The sequence below is a fragment of the Knoellia subterranea KCTC 19937 genome, assembly GCF_000768685.1.
Classification (GTDB): domain Bacteria; phylum Actinomycetota; class Actinomycetes; order Actinomycetales; family Dermatophilaceae; genus Knoellia; species Knoellia subterranea.
In genome coordinates, this window is sequence record NZ_AVPK01000008.1 from 1 (window position 1) to 17,652 (window position 17,652).

23 protein-coding genes and 2 tRNA genes are annotated in these 17,652 nt (G+C 69.0%); 18 read left to right on the forward strand and 7 right to left on the reverse strand.

Annotation, left to right across the window (positions count from 1 at the left end):
• Window positions 1-178: 178 nt before the first annotated feature.
• Complete coding sequence (locus tag N803_RS13065) at window positions 179-568, forward strand: nuclear transport factor 2 family protein (RefSeq protein ID WP_035906049.1); 390 nt, start codon at window positions 179-181, stop codon at window positions 566-568.
• Here N803_RS13065 and N803_RS13070 read toward each other — a convergent pair.
• Entirely contained in the window at window positions 532-1,446 is a 915-nt protein-coding gene (locus N803_RS13070) for a hypothetical protein (protein WP_052112275.1), read from the reverse strand. The genes N803_RS13065 and N803_RS13070 overlap by 37 nt on opposite strands.
• Window positions 1,447-1,563: 117 nt before the next feature.
• Here N803_RS13070 and N803_RS13075 point away from each other — a divergent pair, with 117 nt between their 5' ends.
• From N803_RS13075 to N803_RS13095, 5 genes are read left to right on the forward strand one after another with little or no spacing between them, the layout of a single operon-like run.
• The gene (locus tag N803_RS13075; protein ID WP_052112276.1) at window positions 1,564-2,412 is read left to right on the forward strand and encodes an SGNH/GDSL hydrolase family protein; all 849 of its coding nucleotides are present in this window, start codon (window positions 1,564-1,566) and stop codon (window positions 2,410-2,412) included.
• A gap of 39 nt (window positions 2,413-2,451) precedes the next feature.
• Window positions 2,452-2,847, forward strand: a complete 396-nt coding sequence (locus N803_RS13080) for a nitroreductase family deazaflavin-dependent oxidoreductase (protein ID WP_035906050.1) — start codon at window positions 2,452-2,454, stop codon at window positions 2,845-2,847.
• Window positions 2,844-3,278 (forward strand): group II truncated hemoglobin, encoded by a 435-nt coding sequence (locus N803_RS13085; protein WP_035906051.1) that lies wholly within the window; start codon window positions 2,844-2,846, stop codon window positions 3,276-3,278. The genes N803_RS13080 and N803_RS13085 overlap by 4 nt, the downstream gene beginning before the upstream one ends.
• A gap of 4 nt (window positions 3,279-3,282) precedes the next feature.
• Window positions 3,283-4,056, forward strand: a complete 774-nt coding sequence (locus N803_RS13090) for a fumarylacetoacetate hydrolase family protein (protein WP_035906053.1) — start codon at window positions 3,283-3,285, stop codon at window positions 4,054-4,056.
• A 10-nt stretch (window positions 4,057-4,066) separates the two neighbouring features.
• Window positions 4,067-4,264: a hypothetical protein gene (locus N803_RS13095; RefSeq protein ID WP_035906055.1), complete on the forward strand. Its 198-nt coding sequence runs from the start codon at window positions 4,067-4,069 to the stop codon at window positions 4,262-4,264.
• Here N803_RS13095 and N803_RS13100 read toward each other — a convergent pair whose 3' ends face one another.
• Window positions 4,265-4,828, reverse strand: coding sequence for a GNAT family N-acetyltransferase (locus N803_RS13100; RefSeq protein WP_035906056.1), 564 nt, complete (start codon window positions 4,826-4,828; stop codon window positions 4,265-4,267).
• Between the two features lie 117 nt (window positions 4,829-4,945).
• On the opposite strand from N803_RS13100, the gene N803_RS13105 reads away from it, so the two are divergent.
• The gene (locus tag N803_RS13105; protein WP_035906058.1) at window positions 4,946-5,302 is read left to right on the forward strand and encodes a YciI family protein; all 357 of its coding nucleotides are present in this window, start codon (window positions 4,946-4,948) and stop codon (window positions 5,300-5,302) included.
• Window positions 5,299-6,549, forward strand: a complete 1,251-nt coding sequence (locus tag N803_RS13110; protein ID WP_035906060.1) for an RNA polymerase sigma factor — start codon at window positions 5,299-5,301, stop codon at window positions 6,547-6,549. The genes N803_RS13105 and N803_RS13110 overlap by 4 nt, the downstream gene beginning before the upstream one ends.
• 12 nt (window positions 6,550-6,561) lie before the next feature.
• Here the strand turns inward: N803_RS13110 and N803_RS13115 are convergent, their stop codons facing one another.
• The gene (locus N803_RS13115; RefSeq protein WP_035906260.1) at window positions 6,562-6,774 is read right to left on the reverse strand and encodes a dodecin; all 213 of its coding nucleotides are present in this window, start codon (window positions 6,772-6,774) and stop codon (window positions 6,562-6,564) included.
• 128 nt (window positions 6,775-6,902) lie between these two features.
• On the opposite strand from N803_RS13115, the gene N803_RS13120 reads away from it, so the two are divergent.
• The 5 genes from N803_RS13120 to N803_RS13140 all read left to right on the forward strand — a co-directional run bounded on the left by N803_RS13120 (window position 6,903) and on the right by N803_RS13140 (window position 10,365).
• Window positions 6,903-7,787, forward strand: coding sequence for a bile acid:sodium symporter family protein (locus tag N803_RS13120; protein WP_035906061.1), 885 nt, complete (start codon window positions 6,903-6,905; stop codon window positions 7,785-7,787).
• Between the two features lie 18 nt (window positions 7,788-7,805).
• On the forward strand, window positions 7,806-9,338 hold the full coding sequence (gltX, locus tag N803_RS13125) for a glutamate--tRNA ligase (protein WP_035906062.1): 1,533 nt from the start codon (window positions 7,806-7,808) through the stop codon (window positions 9,336-9,338).
• Entirely contained in the window at window positions 9,335-10,066 is a 732-nt protein-coding gene (locus tag N803_RS13130) for an HAD family hydrolase (RefSeq protein WP_035906063.1), read from the forward strand. Before gltX ends, N803_RS13130 begins: the two co-directional genes overlap by 4 nt.
• A 50-nt stretch (window positions 10,067-10,116) precedes the next feature.
• Window positions 10,117-10,191, forward strand: a tRNA-Gln gene (locus N803_RS13135).
• A 101-nt stretch (window positions 10,192-10,292) separates the two neighbouring features.
• Window positions 10,293-10,365 (forward strand) — tRNA-Glu (locus N803_RS13140).
• Window positions 10,366-10,433: 68 nt separating this feature from the next.
• Here N803_RS13140 and N803_RS13145 read toward each other — a convergent pair.
• Window positions 10,434-10,796 (reverse strand): hypothetical protein, encoded by a 363-nt coding sequence (locus N803_RS13145; RefSeq protein WP_035906064.1) that lies wholly within the window; start codon window positions 10,794-10,796, stop codon window positions 10,434-10,436.
• A 125-nt stretch (window positions 10,797-10,921) separates the two neighbouring features.
• Window positions 10,922-11,665, reverse strand: coding sequence for an IclR family transcriptional regulator (locus tag N803_RS13150; protein WP_035906065.1), 744 nt, complete (start codon window positions 11,663-11,665; stop codon window positions 10,922-10,924).
• Window positions 11,666-11,797: 132 nt separating this feature from the next.
• Here N803_RS13150 and leuC point away from each other — a divergent pair, with 132 nt between their 5' ends.
• The 3 genes from leuC (at window position 11,798) to N803_RS13165 (ending at window position 14,884) form a co-directional block, all read left to right on the forward strand.
• Window positions 11,798-13,228 (forward strand): 3-isopropylmalate dehydratase large subunit, encoded by a 1,431-nt coding sequence (leuC, locus tag N803_RS13155; RefSeq protein ID WP_035906262.1) that lies wholly within the window; start codon window positions 11,798-11,800, stop codon window positions 13,226-13,228.
• Window position 13,229: 1 nt separating this feature from the next.
• On the forward strand, window positions 13,230-13,817 hold the full coding sequence (leuD, locus tag N803_RS13160) for a 3-isopropylmalate dehydratase small subunit (RefSeq protein ID WP_035906066.1): 588 nt from the start codon (window positions 13,230-13,232) through the stop codon (window positions 13,815-13,817).
• A 395-nt stretch (window positions 13,818-14,212) separates the two neighbouring features.
• Window positions 14,213-14,884, forward strand: a complete 672-nt coding sequence (locus tag N803_RS13165) for an HU family DNA-binding protein (RefSeq protein WP_035906067.1) — start codon at window positions 14,213-14,215, stop codon at window positions 14,882-14,884.
• Window positions 14,885-14,968: 84 nt separating this feature from the next.
• On the opposite strand, the gene N803_RS13170 is transcribed toward N803_RS13165, so the two are convergent.
• Both N803_RS13170 and cofC read right to left on the reverse strand, forming a co-directional pair.
• Window positions 14,969-15,178, reverse strand: coding sequence for a hypothetical protein (locus tag N803_RS13170; RefSeq protein ID WP_035906068.1), 210 nt, complete (start codon window positions 15,176-15,178; stop codon window positions 14,969-14,971).
• Between the two features lie 9 nt (window positions 15,179-15,187).
• Entirely contained in the window at window positions 15,188-15,811 is a 624-nt protein-coding gene (cofC, locus tag N803_RS13175; protein WP_035906069.1) for a 2-phospho-L-lactate guanylyltransferase, read from the reverse strand.
• A 15-nt stretch (window positions 15,812-15,826) separates the two neighbouring features.
• On the opposite strand from cofC, the gene N803_RS13180 reads away from it, so the two are divergent.
• Window positions 15,827-16,657, forward strand: coding sequence for a lysophospholipid acyltransferase family protein (locus N803_RS13180; protein ID WP_245617262.1), 831 nt, complete (start codon window positions 15,827-15,829; stop codon window positions 16,655-16,657).
• Window positions 16,654-17,652 carry an NAD(P)H-dependent glycerol-3-phosphate dehydrogenase gene (locus N803_RS13185; RefSeq protein WP_035906070.1) on the forward strand — a complete coding sequence of 333 codons (999 nt, stop codon included), beginning with the start codon at window positions 16,654-16,656 and terminating at the stop codon, window positions 17,650-17,652. The genes N803_RS13180 and N803_RS13185 overlap by 4 nt, the downstream gene beginning before the upstream one ends.

Genomic DNA, 17,652 nt, shown 5'->3' on the forward strand with positions numbered 1-17,652 from the left:
CCTGGCACGACGATTGGCACGACGCCTGGGCTGACGACACCCACCTCGAAGACCGACCGCTCCCGCAGGATCCGCTGAACGGCTGGATCCCGGACCCACCCGAACACTGGTTCGCCGAACACGACGACGACCATGACTACGACACCGACAACGCCTACGCGGCCTGAGGACGTGACACATGAATGCCATCGAGCAGAACACCGCCGGGGAGCTGTTGGTTCGGTTCGCGACCCACATCGACGACGCGAACTGGGACGGGCTCGCGGACCTGCTGGCGGACGACTTCCGGGCGAGGTACTCCACGACCGGTGAAGAGTTCGACAAACAGGGTTTCGTGGCGCTCAACCGGGACTATCCGGGGAGGTGGCGATTCGAACGCGAGGACGTCGTGGACGCCGGTGACCGTGCAGTGCTGCGCGCACGTGTCTCCGACGCCACCGGAACAAGCGACGAGACCCACTTCGTCGCGACCTTCGCCACGGCGCGAGCCGGCCAGTTGACCGAGATCGTCGAGGTCTGGGCCGAAGTCGCTCAGGTCCCGCTCGATCGACGGCCGACGCCCTCCTGAGCCACGGGGAGAGCGTCGAGGACCTTCAGGAGGCGTGCGCGCAGAACGTTCGAGCGCTCGGAGAAGGCGCGCTGGCGCTCCATGTACTCGGCCTTGCCCGACGCGGTCTCGATCCTGACGGGCGCCACGGCATAGTCCGACAGGTCGTAGGGCGAGGCCTCCATGTCGAGGAGGCGGATCTCCCGAGCGAGGTCGAAGCAGTCCATCGTCAACTCACTGGGAACCACCGGGGCCAGTTTCGTCGCCCACTTGTAGACGTCCATGCCGGCATGCAGGCATCCCGGCTGCTCCATCGCGACCTGTGACTCACGCGTCGGCTGAAGGGCATTGCGCGACACCGCTTCTGGCGTGAAGAAGCGGAACGCGTCGAAGTGGCTGCACGTGATCTGGTGGCGTTCGACGACGGCGTCGGTCTCGGCCTGGCTGAGGCGCAACGGCACCTGCTCGTGGCGCACCTCGCCCTCGCGGGCGCGGTAGACCATCGCCCATTCGTGGAGTCCGAAGCAGCCCAGTCGCGCAGGTCGTGCAGAGGTGGCGGTCAAGAGGGCGCGCACGAAGTCGATGGTGCGTCCCCGAGCCGCGACGAACGAGTCCAGGTCGACCACGACATCGCCGTTCACGACGCGGTAGTGCTTCCACCCGGCCCGATCGAGGTCGCCCGCCCCTGCGAGCCGCACGCCCACTCCCGGATGCCACCGACGCAGCTGCGCCGGCTTGGTCGAGTAGTACGTGAAGAGGAAGTCCTCGATCGGGTGCGGCACGCCCGCACCGCGACGGGCCCGGTGGCCGGCGGTCGCCGCATCGACTCGTTCGGCGTGTGCGGCCTCGCGTGCAGTCCACGTGGCGCGATCGAGGACGGCGGCAACAGCATCAGACATGGCCCCTCAAGGGTAGGCGAGTCCGATCTCCCAACCTGACCCCCAAACGCGCGGCGGCGTGCGACGATCCGGTGAGGTCCGCAGCGTCGCGGGCCGTGACACCTTGGAGCTGGTCCCATGCGTCGATTCCTCACCGTCATCTCCGCAGCGCTGCTCGTCCTCGTCGCGCCTTCGGCCGCGTTCGCCGGGCCGGGCAAGGGCGCGGACAAGCGCGCCGACAAGGCGACGAGCTGGTACCTCGCGCTCGGCGACTCCCTCGCCGCCGGCTACCAGCCGGGTGCGGGCGATGACCGTGCTGGCGGCTATGTCGGGGGAGTGCTCGATGCCCTCCAGGCGTCGGCTCCCAAGGCCAAACTGCGCAACATCTCCTGCTCGGGCGCGACGACGACCTCGATGCTCGGCACGGACCGCTGCACCTACGAGGCCGGATCCCAGGTCGCTGCGGGCGTCGAGTTCCTCAAGGCCCACAAGGACAAGGTCGACCTCGTGACCATCGACATCGGCGCCAACGACGTCACGCCATGCGTCCGCGCCGCCGACCAGGTGACCTGCGCCCTCACGGTGCTCGGGACCATCCAGACCAACCTCACGTCGATCCTCGGCCAGTTGCGTGCCGCGACCGGGCCCGACACCCAGATCATCGTCCTCAACTACTACAACCCGTTCCTCGCGTCGTGGCTCCAGGGGCCCGAAGGTCAGCAGCTCGCCGGATTGACGAGCTTCCTCCAAACCCTCCTGAACAACACCGTCTCCGCAGCTGCAGCCACCGTCCAGGCCGATGTCGCGGACGTCGCCACGGCGTTCCGGTCGACGGACACGACTCCAGTCTCGACGGCATACGGCACGATCCCGACGAACGTCGCGACGATCTGCGCGTGGACCTGGATGTGCACGAAGCAGGACATTCACGCGAACGACGCAGGGTATGCCGTCCTCGCGGCGACCGTGTCCGCTCGCCTTTCCTGACCGGTCGCCTGCGCCGCATCGCCGTCCTACGCTGGCAGCGTGCCGATCCCACACGCCGTCACGAAGTTCAACAAGGCCGTCGGCAACCGGCTGCTCATCCACCTTGCCGGGCACGGCCCCTTCGTCGAGCTCGAGCACGTCGGGCGCCGCTCCGGCCGGACGTATCGGATCCCGCTCAACGCCTTCCGCCACAGCGATGTCGTCACGCTCGCGCTGACCTACGGGTCGCGCACCGACTGGTACCGCAACGTCGTCGCGGCGAAGGGGTGTCGCGTCCGCATGAGTGGGCACTGGCTCACCCTCGGCGCACCCCGTCCCGTCAGCACGGAGGAGGGCATGCGCCGGATGCCGTTGATCGCGCGACCGATCCTCCGCACCGCCCAGGTGACCGAGTTCGTCGAACTGCCCGTCCTGTCGGAGGAGCCCGCGCCATGACCACTGTCTACGAAGCCGCCGGTGGAGCCGACGGCATGCTGCGTCTCGCCGACGCGTGGCATCGCCGGGTCATGGCCGATCCCGTTGTCTCACATGCCTTTTCGCACGGATTCCGGGCGGACCACACCGAACGTCTGGCCGCCTATCTGGGCGAGGCGCTCGGCGGCCCGCAGACCTACACAAAGTCGATGGGCACCGAGTCCGACGTCGTGCGCATGCACTCGGGCAACGGGGTCCACGAGGAGATGGACCGTCTCGCCCTCGTGGCCTGGGACCGGGCGATCGAGGACTGTGGCCTCGATGCCGACCCGGCACTCCGGGCGACGCTGCACGACTACTGGGCGGACGGCATACGGAGAATGGCCGAGCACCACGAAACACCGGACACCGTCCCCGACGGTCTGCCGCTGCAGCGCTGGGTTCTAGGGTGATCCCGTGCGCATCGCGAGATTCACGACAGGTGACGACCCCGTCTACGGGCTCGTCGACGGGGCCGGCGAGAAGATCGCCGAGATCACCGGCGACCCGCTCTACACAAAGATCGAGCTGACGGGGGCGACGCACCTCGTCGAAGATGTGCGCCTGCTCGCGCCGGTCATCCCGCGCAGCAAGGTCATCGGCATCGGCAAGAATTACGCCGAACACGCCAAGGAGATGGGCGGCGAGGCTCCCGAGACCCCGCTCATGTTCCTCATCCCGAACACCGCCGTCATCGGCCCCGGCGACCCCGTCGTCATCCCGCGCATCACCGAAGAGGTGAGCTACGAGGGCGAGCTCGCCGTCGTCATCGGCCGCCTCGCCAAGGACGTGCCGGTCGACCAGGCGCTCTCGACGGTCTTCGGCTACACCGTCGCCAACGACGTCACGGCCCGCGACCTCCAGCGGGGCGACGGCCAGTGGGCACGCGCCAAGGGCATGGACACGTTCTGCCCGCTCGGACCCTGGATCGAGACGCAGCTCGACCCAGCGGCCTGCCGGATCCGCACGACCCTCGACGGGGACGTCGTCCAGGACGGGCCGACGTCGGACATGATCCACGGCGTCGCCGAGCTCATCGCCCACGCCTCGCAGGCGTTCACGCTGCTGCCGGGCGACGTCATCCTCACCGGCACCCCGGCTGGCGTCGGTCCGGTCGTCTCGGGTCAGCGTGTCGACGTCGAGATCGACCAGATCGGCACCCTGAGCAACCCCTTCGTCAGCGCGGAGTGAGGAGTCAGGGATGACCAGGTCGTTCGTCGTGGGACTCAGCATGTCGTGGGGCTTCGGGCTCTTCCTGGCTGGCTTCGCGCTGGCCAACTTCGGTCCGGCGAGCGCGCTGGGGCTTCTCGGCGTCACGGTCATGCTCGGCACCTATGTCTGTCACACCATCGCCGGCTGGGAAGAGCGCGCGGCCGAGGCGTCGCGGGCCGAGTCCTGATCAGCTCTCGGCTCGCCAGGTCGCTCCGTCGAGGTGGTAGCCGACGGTCTCGCTGAGGCGGTGCCCCGCCGGCACCTTGGGGTTCGGCCCTTCCCACCGCAGCGTCATCCCGAGTCGTTTCATCACAGCGGTCGACGCGGTGTTGGACGCAACGGCCCACGACCAGACGTCGGAAAGACCAAGGCGTCGTATGCCGTCCGCGAGGCTTGCGCTCGCGGCTTCCGTCGCGAAGCCGCGCCCCCATGCAGACGGGGCGAGGCGCCAGCCCACCTCGACGCCGCCCGGTGAGGGTGAGCCCTCGGGCAGCGTCCACAGACCGGTGAAGCCGATGAACTCGCCGGTGTCGAGACGTTCGAGAGCCCAAAGGCCGTAGCCGCGCTCGGCGAAGCTCACTCCAATCCGTTCGACGAAGGTCGCCGTCGCAGCGGCGTCCTGGGCATCGGCGAAGAACTCCGTGACCCGTGGATCAGCGTTCATCGCGGCAAACGGAGCCACATCTGACTCGCGCCACCCGCGCAGCAGGAGGCGGTCGGTGTGGAGCAGCGGCGGGGGAGCGGACGGCATACAAAAAATTCTCGTCGACCCTGTCGTATCCCGTCGAGTCCATTCGTGGAGAGGATGAGACGACGTCACAGGGCGCCAGCAGAGGCGGCCCGTCGCTCATCCGACAGGAGAACCACCATGACGCAGTACATGCTTTCGGTCCCCGGCAGCGTTGACGACGAGATGCCCTCCGACGAGGTCATCCAGAAGATGTACGCGGACGTCGACGCCTTCAACCAGAAGGTGCGCGAAGCCGGCAAGTGGGTCTTCGCCGGCGGTCTCGAGCCGATCGAGACCGCGACGACGGTCGACGCCACGGGGGACAAGCCAACCTTCACCGACGGCCCCTTCTCGGAGGCCAAGGAGTTCCTCGGCGGCTTCTGGATCCTCGAGTGCGCCGACCTCGACGAGGCCCTGCAGTGGGCCAAGGAGGGTTCCGCCGCGTGCGGTGGAGCGGTGGAGGTTCGTCCGTTCCAGGCCGAACCGTCCGCGTGACCTCACCCGATTCCGCTGCCGCTCTCGGTGCGGACGCCGTCGCCGACGTCGTCCGCACCGAGTACGGCAAGGTCGTCGCCGGGCTCATCCGACGCTTCGGCGACATCGGCCTGGCCGAGGACTCCCTCGGCGAAGCCGTCCTCATCGCGCTCGAGCGGTGGCCGCAGGACGGTGTCCCACCCAACCCCGCCGGGTGGCTCACGACGACGGCCAGCCGCAAGGCGCTGGACCACCTGCGTCGCGAGAAGGTGCGCGACGAGAAGTACGCCGAGGCAGCCATGCTCACCGACGACACACCCCCGGAAGCCACCGGACCCGTCACCGACGACCGGCTCCGCCTGATCTTCACCTGCTGCCACCCGGCCCTCGCCGAACCGGCCCGGGTCGCGCTGACGCTGCGGCTGCTCGGCGGCCTCACGGTCGGCGAGATCGCGAGCGCTTTCCTCGTGCCCGAGACGACGATGGCGCAGCGCATCACTCGGGCGAAGGCCAAGATCGCCAAGGCCCGCATTCCCTATCGGGTCCCGGAACAGCAGGACCTCGCCGAGCGCCTCGCCGGCGTGCTCGCGGTCCTCTACCTCGTCTACAACGAGGGCTACCTCAGCTCGAGCGCCGACAACGCCGACCGGCAGGACCTCGCCGACGAGGCCATCCGCCTGACGCGTGCCGTCCGCGGCATCAGCGAGGGCATCGGATCGCCGCCCGAGGTCGACGGGCTCCTCGCCCTCATGCTTCTGTCCCAGGCCCGCCGCCCCGCGCGGTTCGCCGACGACGGCACGCTCGTCACTCTGGACAATCAGGACCGCACGCAATGGGACAGCGTGCTCATCGACGAGGGCCACGCCATCGTGCGGGAATGCCTGCGCCGCAACGCTCCCGGGCCCTACCAGTTGCAGGCAGCCATCCAGGCGGTGCACACGGACGCCCTCGAAGCCTCGCTCACCGACTGGGACCAGATCGTGGCGCTCTACGACCAGCTCATGGCGGTGCAGCCAACCCCGATCGTCGCCCTCAACCGCGCCGTCGCCGTCGCCGAGCTCGACGGGCCGCAGGTGGCCCTGGCGGCGGTCGACGGACTGGGCCTCACGGCATACGCACCGTGGCACGCAACCCGAGCGGACCTGCTGGGCCGTCTGGGACGTGACGACGACGCACGACGCGCGTATGCCGCCGCGATCGCGACCACGGACAACCCCGCCGAGCGTGCGTGGCTGGCGACGCGGCGCGAGTCGCTCGGTGGTCGCTGAGCGAGCGCGCTCCTACTTCTCGACGCGGAAGCCGAGCTTGATCCCGACCTGCCAGTCGGCGACCGCGCCGTCGTCGCCGAGGTGGCCGCGGATCTCGGTCACCTCGAACCAGTCGAGGTTGCGCACCGTCGAGCTCGCCGAGGCGAGGGCGTTGGACACGGCGGCCTCGACGCCCTCGGGGGAACTGCCGACGAGCTCGGAGATCGCGTAGACGTGATTGGCCATGAGGGTGCCTCCGGACATCGAGCCGGACGCCGGTCGCCCGGTCCTTGGGCACCAACGTAGACCCAGTACCGGCCCTCAACCTCGCCGAACGTGTGTGGTTGACGATCCGGGGACGCTAGGTTCACGCCATGAATGACAGCGCCCTCATCACGGTCGGACTCCCCATCGCCCTCGCGATCATCATGTTCGGCCTGGGGCTGTCACTGACACCGGGAGACTTCCGTCGCGTGGCCCGGGCACCGCGCGCCGTTGTCGTGGCGCTCGTGGTGCAGGTTGTCATCCTGCCCCTGGTGGCGTTCGGGTTGATCAAGGGATTCGGCCTCGCGCCCCTGCTCGCGGTGGGTGTCATGCTGCTCGCCGCCTCGCCGGGAGGGACGACGGCCAACCTGTTCAGCCACCTCTTTCGCGGAGACGTCGCGCTCAACATCAGCCTGACCGCGATCAACTCGGTCCTCGCCGCCTTCACCATCCCGCTCATCACGAACTTCGCCATCGGCCACTTCGACGCCGAGGGTGACCTCGGCCTGCAGTTCGGCAAGGTCGTCCAGGTCATCGCGATCGTGCTCGTGCCGGTGGCCATCGGCATGTTCGTCCGCAGCCGTGCCTCCGACTTCGCTGCTCGTGCCGACAAGCCGGTCCGCATCTTCTCGATCGTCGTCCTCGTCATCGTCGCCGTCGGTGCCCTGCTCGGGGAGCGTGAGAACCTCGCCGACTACATCCGTCAGGTCGGTCTCGTCACGGGGCTGTTCTGCCTCGCCAGCCTGACCATCGGGTACGTCGCGGCCCGACTGCTCAAGCTCGACGAACCGCAGGCCATCGCCACCTCGATGGAGGTGGGCATCCACAACACGACGATCGCCCTGACCATCGCCCTGAGCGTCCTGGACAGCACCGAGGTCGCGATCCCGAGTGCGATCTACTCGATCCTCATGTACGTCCTCGCCACGGCCTTCGGTTTCGTCATCACCCGGGGTCGCAAGCCGGCGACCGAGAGCGCACGCGCCAGCGTCTGAATCTAGAATCGGGGGACCATGACTGAGCACCCCACCCCCGCAGCCAGCAGCCCTCGACTTCGCGTCGCCCCGTCCCCGACGGGTGACCCGCACGTCGGCACGGCATACATGTCGTTGTTCAACCTCGCGTTCGCGCGACAGCAGGGTGGGCGCTTCCTCCTGCGCATCGAGGACACCGACCGGGCGCGCTTCCGCGAGGACAGCGAGCAGCAGGTCTTCGACACGCTCCACTGGCTCGGGCTCACCTGGGACGAGGGCCCGGACATCGGCGGTCCCTACGCGCCCTACAAGCAGAGCGAGCGCCTCGACACCTACCGTCCCTACGTCGAGCGGTTGCTGGAGGACGGCAAGGCCTATTACTGCTGGTGCTCCGGCGAGCGCCTCGCCCAGATGCGCGAGATGCAGCAGAAGACGAAGCAGCCGACCGGCTACGACCGGCTCTGCCACGGCAAGACGCGCGAGGAGCGCGCCGCCCTGCCCGGGTTCACCGACAAGGACCCGGTCGTCCGCATGCTCATCCCGGACGACGCCCCGCTGACCTTCGACGACCTGATCCGTGGCACAGTCGCCGCGCCCCGCCCGGACGACCAGGTCATCCTCAAGGCCGACGGCTTCCCGACCTACCACCTGGCCGTCGTCGTCGACGACCACGAGATGGGCATCACCCACGTCGTCCGCGGCGAGGAGTGGATCAGCTCGACGCCGAAGCACGTCCTGCTCTACCAGTGGCTCGGTCTCGAGCCGCCGAAGTTCGCGCACATGCCGCTGCTGCGCAACGCCGACAAGTCGAAGATCTCCAAGCGCAAGAACCCGGCCGCGCGCCTCACGTGGTTCAAGGAGGAGGGCTACCTCCCCGAGGCGCTCGTGAACTTCCTTGCGCTGCTTGCGTATCCGCCGGTGCTCGAGGTGGACGGCACGGAGCGCGAGGTCTTCACGTTCCGCGAGTTCAGCGACGGCTTCGACTGGAAGAAGGTCAACCCGGTCGGCCCGATCTTCGACCTCAAGAAGCTCGACTGGCTCAACGGTGTCTACATCCGCGAGCTCGATCTGGGCGACTTCACCTCGCGCCTCCTGCCGTTCCTCGAGCGTGACGAGGTGCTCTCCGGCAACCCGTCGCTCGGGGAGCTCGGTCGGCTCAAGGCCGTGGCCGAGCTCATCCAGACGCGCATCGCCCACCTCACCGAGGCCTCGGCTCTCGTCCGGCCGTTCTTCGTCGCCGATGACGCGCTGGAGATCGCCGAGGATGCCCGCGGTCAGCTCAAGGAGGACGCGGGTCAGGTCCTCGACGCGGCCATCGCGGCGCTCGGCGACATCGACGACGCCGGCACGGGCCCACTCGGGTCGGACAGCGGCTTCAACGCCGCGGCGATCGAGGCATCCCTGCGCGAGTCCATCGTCGAGGGCCTCGGCATCAAGCCGAAGTTCGCGTTCGGGCCGCTGCGCACCGCCGTCTCCGGTCAGCGGATCAGCCCGCCGCTCTTCGAGTCGATGGAGATCCTCGGCAAGACCTCGACGCTCGCACGCCTCCAGGGGCTGCGCGACTCGCTGTGACCTTCGCTGGCGTCCTGCTCGACGCCGACGACACGCTCTACGACACCCGCGCGGCGATGCACCGCGCGGGTGCCGAGGTCGCGCACCGGCTCTGGCCGCACGCCGATCCGGCGCGCCTGGAGTTCGTCGGCGTCCGCTTCCGCGACGACCCGGAGGGGTGGTTCGCGGCCTACACGCGCGGCGAGCTCGACTTCGACGACATGCGCACCCGCCGCATCGACGAGATCGGGCGCTGGCTCGGGTCCGAGGAGGTCGTCGAACCGGCGCGCTTCTTCGCGCTCTACGAGCCGGCTTTCCACGAGGCGCTGGAGGCTTTTGACGACGTCCACCCAACAGTGGCGGCGTTGCGTGAGAGCGGCCGCGCGGTCGGCATCCTGACGAACTCCTCGGCCGACTACACCGACACGAAGCTGGCGGCCTCGGGTCTCGATGGCGTCTTCGACGTCATCTGCTCACGCGACACGCTCGGCTTCGGCAAGCCCGACCCCCGGGCCTTCCATGAGGCGTGTCGTCGTCTCGGCACGGATCCCTCGGAGACGCTCTACGTCGGCGACGACCTGCACACGGATCCGTTGGGAGCCAACGGCGCCGGTATGCCGGCCGCCTGGCTCGTGCGCGACGGTCACGTCGCTGAGGCGGACCGGAAGGTGGTCTCGGCACACGGCATACCGGTCGTCTCCGGCCTCGCAGAGGTGGCCGATTTGGGCGCGGGGGAGGGACGCAGGTAGTATCGCTCCTCGGTTCACCGGCTTGTGAAAACAGGCCAGTGATACCCCCTTGGGGTATGGTGTAATTGGCAACACAGCTGATTCTGGTTCAGTCGTTCTAGGTTCGAGTCCTGGTACCCCAGCCAATCGAGAAGGTCCGCCTCCTCGATTCGGAGAAATCCACACCAGCAGGTATGGTTCATCTCCGTTGCCAGAGCGGCGAAAGTCGCTCGAGGCACGCGCTAGAGGCCCCGTTGTGTAGCGGCCTAGCACGCCGCCCTCTCAAGGCGGTAGCGCGGGTTCGAATCCCGTCGGGGCTACAAGCAGAAGTCCCCGTCACCCTTCAGGGTGACGGGGACTTCTTCATTCTGTGTGCCGGGCGGCCGACTCAGCTCCAGAAGTAGCCGCTCGCCGCGCCGCCAGCGATCTGGCCCATGTAGGACGTTGCGCGGAAGCGGTAGCGGGAGTCCTCGTAGGCGTACTTGAGGCCGTCCTTGCACGTCCAGGTCCTGCCGCCGGCAGCGTCCGTGACCCGGACCGTCGGGCCGACGCCGTTCACTGGCGAGACGACGACGGTGGCCGCGTAGCCGCCCGAGCCGCTGACGCAGATCTTGTCCTCGCCGTCGACGTACTTGACCGCGCCGTGGCGGAACGAGGTCGTGAACGTGTTGGCCTGCGCCGGTGCCGCGGCCGCGACCCCTCCGGCGACGACCGCCGCGATGGCGACTCCGCGAGCGAGTGTCTTCTTCATGGTGGTTCCCCCTTGGTGATTTCCGAGGTGGGCGTGTGCCCACATGAGGAAGTTAGGCAGGGGAGCCAGAAGTGGTCAAGCGCATCGGATGGGGAGAACTCCCCTGTCCCGCAACAGTATTCGGCTCAGGCCGAGTGCTGCTCCTCGGCGGTCTTCGCGTGGCGGGCCAGCACCTCGGTGAGCTTGTTGGCGCCGGCGATGACCGTCGCGGCGTGGAGTCGACCGGGCTGGCGCGACAGTCGCTCGATCGGTCCCGAGATCGAGACCGCAGCGATGACGCGGCCGGAGGGGGAGCGCACCGGTGCCGAGACGGAGGCCACTCCGGCCTCGCGCTCGCCGACGCTCTGAGCCCAGCCGCGCCGGCGCACGCCGGAGAGGGTCGTTGCGTTGAAGGCCGCACCCTGGAGGCCGCGGTGGAGCCGGTCGGGTTCCTCCCAGGCGAGGAGGATCTGGGCGGCCGAGCCGGCGAGCATCGACAGGCTCGCGCCGATCGGGATGGAGTCGCGCAGGCCGACCGGACGCTCGGCGGCGGACACGCAGATCCGGTGGTCGCCCTGTCGCCGGAAGAGCTGGGCGCTCTCGTTCGTGTGGTCGCGCAGCGCGCCCAGGACCGGGCCGGCGGCGGCCAGGAGGCGGTCCTCGCCCGCGGCGGCGGCGAGCTCACCCAGTCGCGGACCGAGGACGAAGCGCCCCTGCATGTCACGGCCCACCAGGCGGTGGTGCTCGAGCGCGACCGCAAGGCGGTGCGCCGTCGGGCGCGCCAGGCCGGTGGCCGTGACGAGCTGGGCGAGGGTCGAAGGTCCGGCTTCGAGGGCGCTCAAGACGATGGCGGCCTTGTCCAGAACGCCGACGCCACTGGTGTTGTCCATGACTTGATACTGCCGTCCCAAGCGGTGAGACGCAAGTCCCGCGTTTCGGACCGCGTGCCAACCTCGTCACAGAGCGAGGTCGCCGACGATTCCGTGGGGCCTCTCCGACCGGGTTTCGTGGAGGTGGTGGCCGTGGGCAAGACCCTGGCAGAGAAGGTGTGGGACGCACATGTGGTGCGACGAGGCGAGGGTGAACCCGACCTCCTCTACATCGACCTCCACCTCCTCCACGAGGTGACCAGCCCGCAGGCCTTCGACGGTCTGCGGCTGTCCGACCGCCCTGTGCGCCGTCCCGATCTCACCCTGGCGACCGAGGACCACAACGTTCCCACCACGCCGGGACCCATCACGGACCCGGTGAGCCTCACGCAGGTCCAGACGCTGCGCCGCAACTGCGACGAGTTCGGCATCAAGCTCTATCCGATGGGTGACGCCGAGCAGGGCATCGTCCACGTCGTCGGACCGCAGCTCGGTCTCACGCAGCCCGGCATGACCGTCGTCTGCGGCGACAGCCACACCTCGACCCACGGCGCCTTCGGCGCCCTCGCGTTCGGCATCGGCACGTCCGAGGTCGAGCACGTCCTCGCGACGCAGACGTTGCCGCTCAAGCCGTTCCGCACGATGGCCGTCACCGTCGACGGGGAGCTGCCCGCCGGGGTCACGTCCAAGGACATCGTCCTCGCGGTCATCGCCAGGATCGGCACGGGCGGCGGGCAGGGTTACGTGCTCGAATACCGCGGCAGCGCCATCCGCAACCTCTCGATGGAGGCGCGGATGACGGTCTGCAACATGTCCATCGAGGCCGGTGCCCGCGCCGGCATGATCGCTCCGGACGAGACGACGTTCGCCTACCTCGAGGGCCGCGACCACGCACCCAAGGGGGAGGAGTGGGATGCCGCCCTCGCCGCGTGGCGGGAGCTGCGCACCGACGACGACGCGGAGTTCGACGCCGAGGTGGTCATCGACGCAGCCTCGGTCACGCCCTTCGTCACGTGGGGCACGAACCCGGGTCAGGGCGCGCCCCTGGGCGATGCGGTTCCGGACCCTGCCCAGATGGAGGACTCCGAGCGGCAGGCCGCCGAGCGCGCTCTCGAATACATGGGCCTCGTCGCGGGCACCCCGCTGCGCAATATCTCCGTCGACACCGTCTTCGTTGGCTCCTGCACCAATGGCCGCATCGAGGACATGCGTGCCGCCGCTGAGGTCGTCAAGGGGCGCAGGGTCGCCGAGGGCGTGCGGATGCTCGTGGTCCCCGGTTCGGCCCGGGTGCGCCTGCAGGCCGAGGCCGAAGGGCTCGACCGCATCTTCACCGAGGCGGGAGCCGAATGGCGCCTGCCCGGCTGTTCGATGTGCCTTGCCATGAACCCCGACAAGCTCGCGCCGGGGGAGCGCAGTGCCTCGACCTCCAACCGCAACTTCGAGGGCCGCCAGGGCAAGGGCGGTCGCACTCACCTCGTCAGCCCGCTCGTCGCGGCTGCCACCGCGATCCGCGGCACACTGTCCAGCCCGTCCGACCTCGAGCCGGTCGCGGCTCCTGCCGAGTTCGCCACCCAGGAGGCCTGAGATGGAAGCCTTCATCACCCACACCGGCATCGGCGTTCCCCTGCGCCGCAGCAACGTCGACACCGACCAGATCATCCCGGCCGAATACCTCAAGCGCGTCACGAAGTCCGGCTTCGAGGACGGACTCTTCGCTGCGTGGCGCTCGGATGAGACGTTCATCCTCAACGACCCGGCGTATGCCGCAGGCTCGGTTCTCGTCGCCGGTCCCGATTTCGGCACCGGGAGTTCGCGAGAGCACGCGGTGTGGGCGCTCATGAACTACGGCTTCCGGGTCGTCATCTCCTCCCGGTTCGCCGACATCTTCCGGGGCAACAGCAGCAAGTCGGGGCTCCTCGCGGCGCAGTGCAGCCAGGACGACGTCGAGCTCCTCTGGAAGCTCCTCGAGAACGAGCCGGGCACGTCGGTCACGGTCGACCTCGAGTCGCGCACCGTGACCGCCGGAGATCTCACGGCCGCGTTCCAGGTCGACGACTACGCCCGCTGGCGCCTGCTCGAAGGCCTCGACGACATCTCCCTGACGCTGCGTCACGAAGGTGACATCACGGCATACGAGTCCGGCCGCCCGGCCTGGAAGCCCGTCACGATCTGAGGCTCTCGCACGGCGACACGCCGTGTGGCAGTGGGGAATTCGCGCGCCGGCGGCGCCACCACTTCTGTGACTCATGTGACTGGTGGGATTGAGCGTGGTTGCGTTCGTGTGCGGCGCCCATGCTTGGTCTGATGTCTCGGGTTCGGTGAATTCGCCTGTTGCACAACCGAATTCGCCTGATACGCCGCGACGTCGGGCTCGCTTGAACCGTCCCGCTGAGCACCAGTCGCGATCCTCGACATGTCTCGAAAGCCCTTGTGGGACAACGGAAACCGGCTCAACGGTGATGGACTCCGCACTCCCACCGTCCTACCGTCGTAACTGGATCAGGCGCCTGCCTGGTCGCCCAACACCTCGTCGGGTCGACCCGACGGCGACACCCTGATGGAGAGACAGTGAACAAGGGAGAACTCGTCCGGGAGCTCGAGAAGCGACTCGGTAGCCGCAAGGCAGCGACCGAGGCCCTCGATGCGGTCCTCGACACGATCGTCCGCGAGGTCGCCAAGGGTGGCAGCGTCGGGATCACCGGCTTCGGCACCTTCGACCGAGTCGAGCGGGCCGCCCGCACCGGCCGCAATCCACGCTCCGGCGAGAGCGTCCGGATCCCCAAGTCCAAGGCCCCGCGCTTCCGCGCCGGTGCCGCGTTCAAGGCCTACGTCAAGAAGCCCTCGACGCTGCCCAAGGCCGCACCCGCGGCCCAGCGCGCCAGCGCCGGAACGGCGGCGGCCGCCGCCAAGACCGCAGCTCCTGCCAAGAAGGCCGCCGCGAAGAAGACCGCCACCAAGGCAGTCGCCAAGAAGGCCCCGGCCAAGAAGGTCGCCACGAAGGCGGCTCCCGCCAAGAAGGCGGCACCCGTCAAGGCGGCTGCGAAGAAGGCCCCCGCCAAGAAGGTCGCCACGAAGGCCGCGGTCACCAAGGCCGTCGCCAAGAAGGCTCCGGCCAAGAAGGTCGCGACGAAGGCCGTCGCCAAGAAGGCGCCCGCCAAGAAGGTCGCCACCAAGGCCGTCGCCAAGAAGGCCCCGGCGAAGAAGGCTCCCGCCAAGAAGGCCCCGGCGAAGAAGAAGTGAGCGGCTGAGCACCGCTCGCACCGCACAGAGACAGGGCCGGCGCCTCAGGCGCCGGCCCTGTCGTCGTCCATCACGAGCGGTGCGTCAGCGGATCGTCTCGCCCTCGCCGATCCCGACGATCCAGAGACGGGTGACCGAGGTGCCGTCGAGTTCCACGCTGACCCGTTGGCCGATCCGCACGTGCCGCAGCGCACTCCCGGCGAAGACCTCACTCGGCCAGGTGACGAGTTGGCCGTCATCGAGCAGCGCGGAGCCGGAACCGGATTCGTCGAAGGTGTGGATGCTTGCCTGCACACCCCGACGCTATCGCCCCAGCGCATGTCGCGTGCGCGGACCCAGCGTCCGCTGCACGGCTCGCTCCGCGAGGGAGGCTTCGTCGTCGACGTCATGGCGAAGCCCCGGCAGGTCGAGGTCGAGTCGTGTGTGCCCCAGGCCTTCGTGACGGGCGGCGCTGCCCGCGCCGAACGACACCTCGGGTGCCACTCCGGCCGTCGTGGCGAGGAGTGCCGTTCCCGTCCCGTCGGCGTCCGGGACGAAGCACGTCGTATGCCGTGATCCGGCTTTCAGTGCTGCCGTGAGTTCCACTGGGGTCAGGGCCGGGTGGTCGCCGAGGAGGACGGCGACCCGCAGGGCGCCATGGCCGAGGGCATGCTCGACGCCGACGAGACAGGCCCCGTCGATCCCGGCGCCCGGATCGGCGACGACGGCGTGCCCCTCGGCGCGGGCGTACTCCGTCTCGTGTGCGTCGCCGGTGACCACCACGACCCGCGCAGAACCGACCACGGACGTCGCCACGGCCAGGGTGTCGTGGACGATGGCGGCGACGAGAGTCGCGTCGTCGAGCGAGGCGCGAAGGCGCGACTTGGCGGAGGGGCCGCCCTTGACCGGCACCACGACCCACCATGCGTGGGGATCGGGTTCGTGCATGGGACGATCCTCCCCATGAGATTCGGTCCACGCCACTCGCCCCCGGCCTACCGATTCGCCGTGACCGTCGTGCGCCCGCTCCTCATGTCCCTGACGAGGCGCAGGTGGAGGGGGCAGGAGCACCTCCCGCGTGACCGCGGATTCGTCGCGGTCTCCAACCACATCTCGCACATCGATCCGTTCGTCTTCGCCCACTTCCTCAATGACGAGGGCATCGTGCCCCACTTCCTCGGCAAGGTGGAGGTCTTCGACATCCCCGTCATCGGGGCGGTCCTGCGCGGCGCCGAGCAGATCCCGGTCTATCGCGAGACGGGGCAGGCCTCGGATGCCTTCCGGGCCGCCGTCGACGCGATCGGCGAGGGCAAGTGCGTGGCGATCTATCCCGAGGGGACGGTCACCCGCGAACCCGATCTCTGGCCCATGAGGGGCAAGACCGGAGCCGCCCGGATCGCGCTCGAGACCGGATGTCCGGTCATCCCCATCGCGCAGTGGGGCGCACAGCAGATCCTCGCGCCCTACGGTCGCGTTCCGCACGTCCTGCCACGGCACACGATGCAGGTCAGCGCGGGCGACCCCGTGGACTTCGATGACCTGCTTGGTCGACCCGTCACGGCCGAGGTGCTCGCGGAGGCGACCGAGCGGATCATGGCGGCCCTCACGAGCCAGCTCGAGGTCCTGCGGGGTGAGACCGCTCCCGAGGGTCGATTCGACCCCAAGATCGAGGGGCTGACCGTGACCGGTCGCCCGAAAGCGGTGCGACCGTCCGACCGTTCCGGCCCGCCACGGGGCGAGCAACCGACACAATGGCCCGACGATCATCGAGGCGAAGCGGAGGATGGCGCGTGACCACAGCAGCGGTATTCGGCACGGGCAGTTGGGGCACGGCGTTCGCGTCGGTCCTGGCCGACTCGGGCACGGACGTGACCATGTGGGGCCGTCGGAGCGAGGTCGTCGACGCGATCAACGCCGGCTGCAACGAGGAGTACCTCCCCGAACTGCGCCTGTCGGAGCGCATCTCGGCCACGGCCGACCCGGCCGAGGCGGCCTCCGGCGCTGACATCGTCGTGCTCGCCGTGCCGTCCCAGACCCTGCGAGCCAACCTCGGTGACTGGGGCTCGACCCTGCCGACGGACGCCGCTGTCGTCTCCCTCATGAAGGGCGTCGAGCTCGGCACGACGCAACGCATGAGCGAGGTCATCGCCGACGCCGGGGGAGTCGAACCCGCGCGCATCGTCGTCGTGTCCGGTCCCAACCTGGCCCGTGAGATCGCGGTCAAGCAGCCTGCCGCCAGCGTCGTCGCGGCGTCGGACGAGCGGATGGCGCAGCGGGTCGCGGACGCCTGCGCTGCGGCATACTTCCGGCCCTACACGCACACCGACGTAGTCGGGACGGAGATCGCGGGGGCGACCAAGAACGTCATCGCCCTCGCCGTCGGCATGGCCGAGGGCCTCGGCATGGGTGACAACTCCAAGTCGTCGATCATCACCCGTGGGCTCGCCGAGACGACCCGTCTCGGCACGGCGCTGGGCGGAGACGCCGTGACGTTCGCGGGCCTCGCGGGCGTCGGTGACCTCATCGCAACCTGCATGTCCCCGCTGTCGCGCAACCACAGCTTTGGTGTCCGGCTCGGTCAGGGCATGACCGTGGCCGAGGTCGTGGCCGTGACGAACCAGACCGCCGAGGGCGTGAAGTCGTGCACGTCCATCCTCGACCTCGCGCGACAGCACGGCGTCGACGTGCCGATCATCGAGCAGGTCAACGCGATGATCACCGAGGGCAAGTCCACCCCGGAGGTCGTCGAGGCGCTCCTGTCGCGGCCACGCAAGGCCGAGACGGGCTGA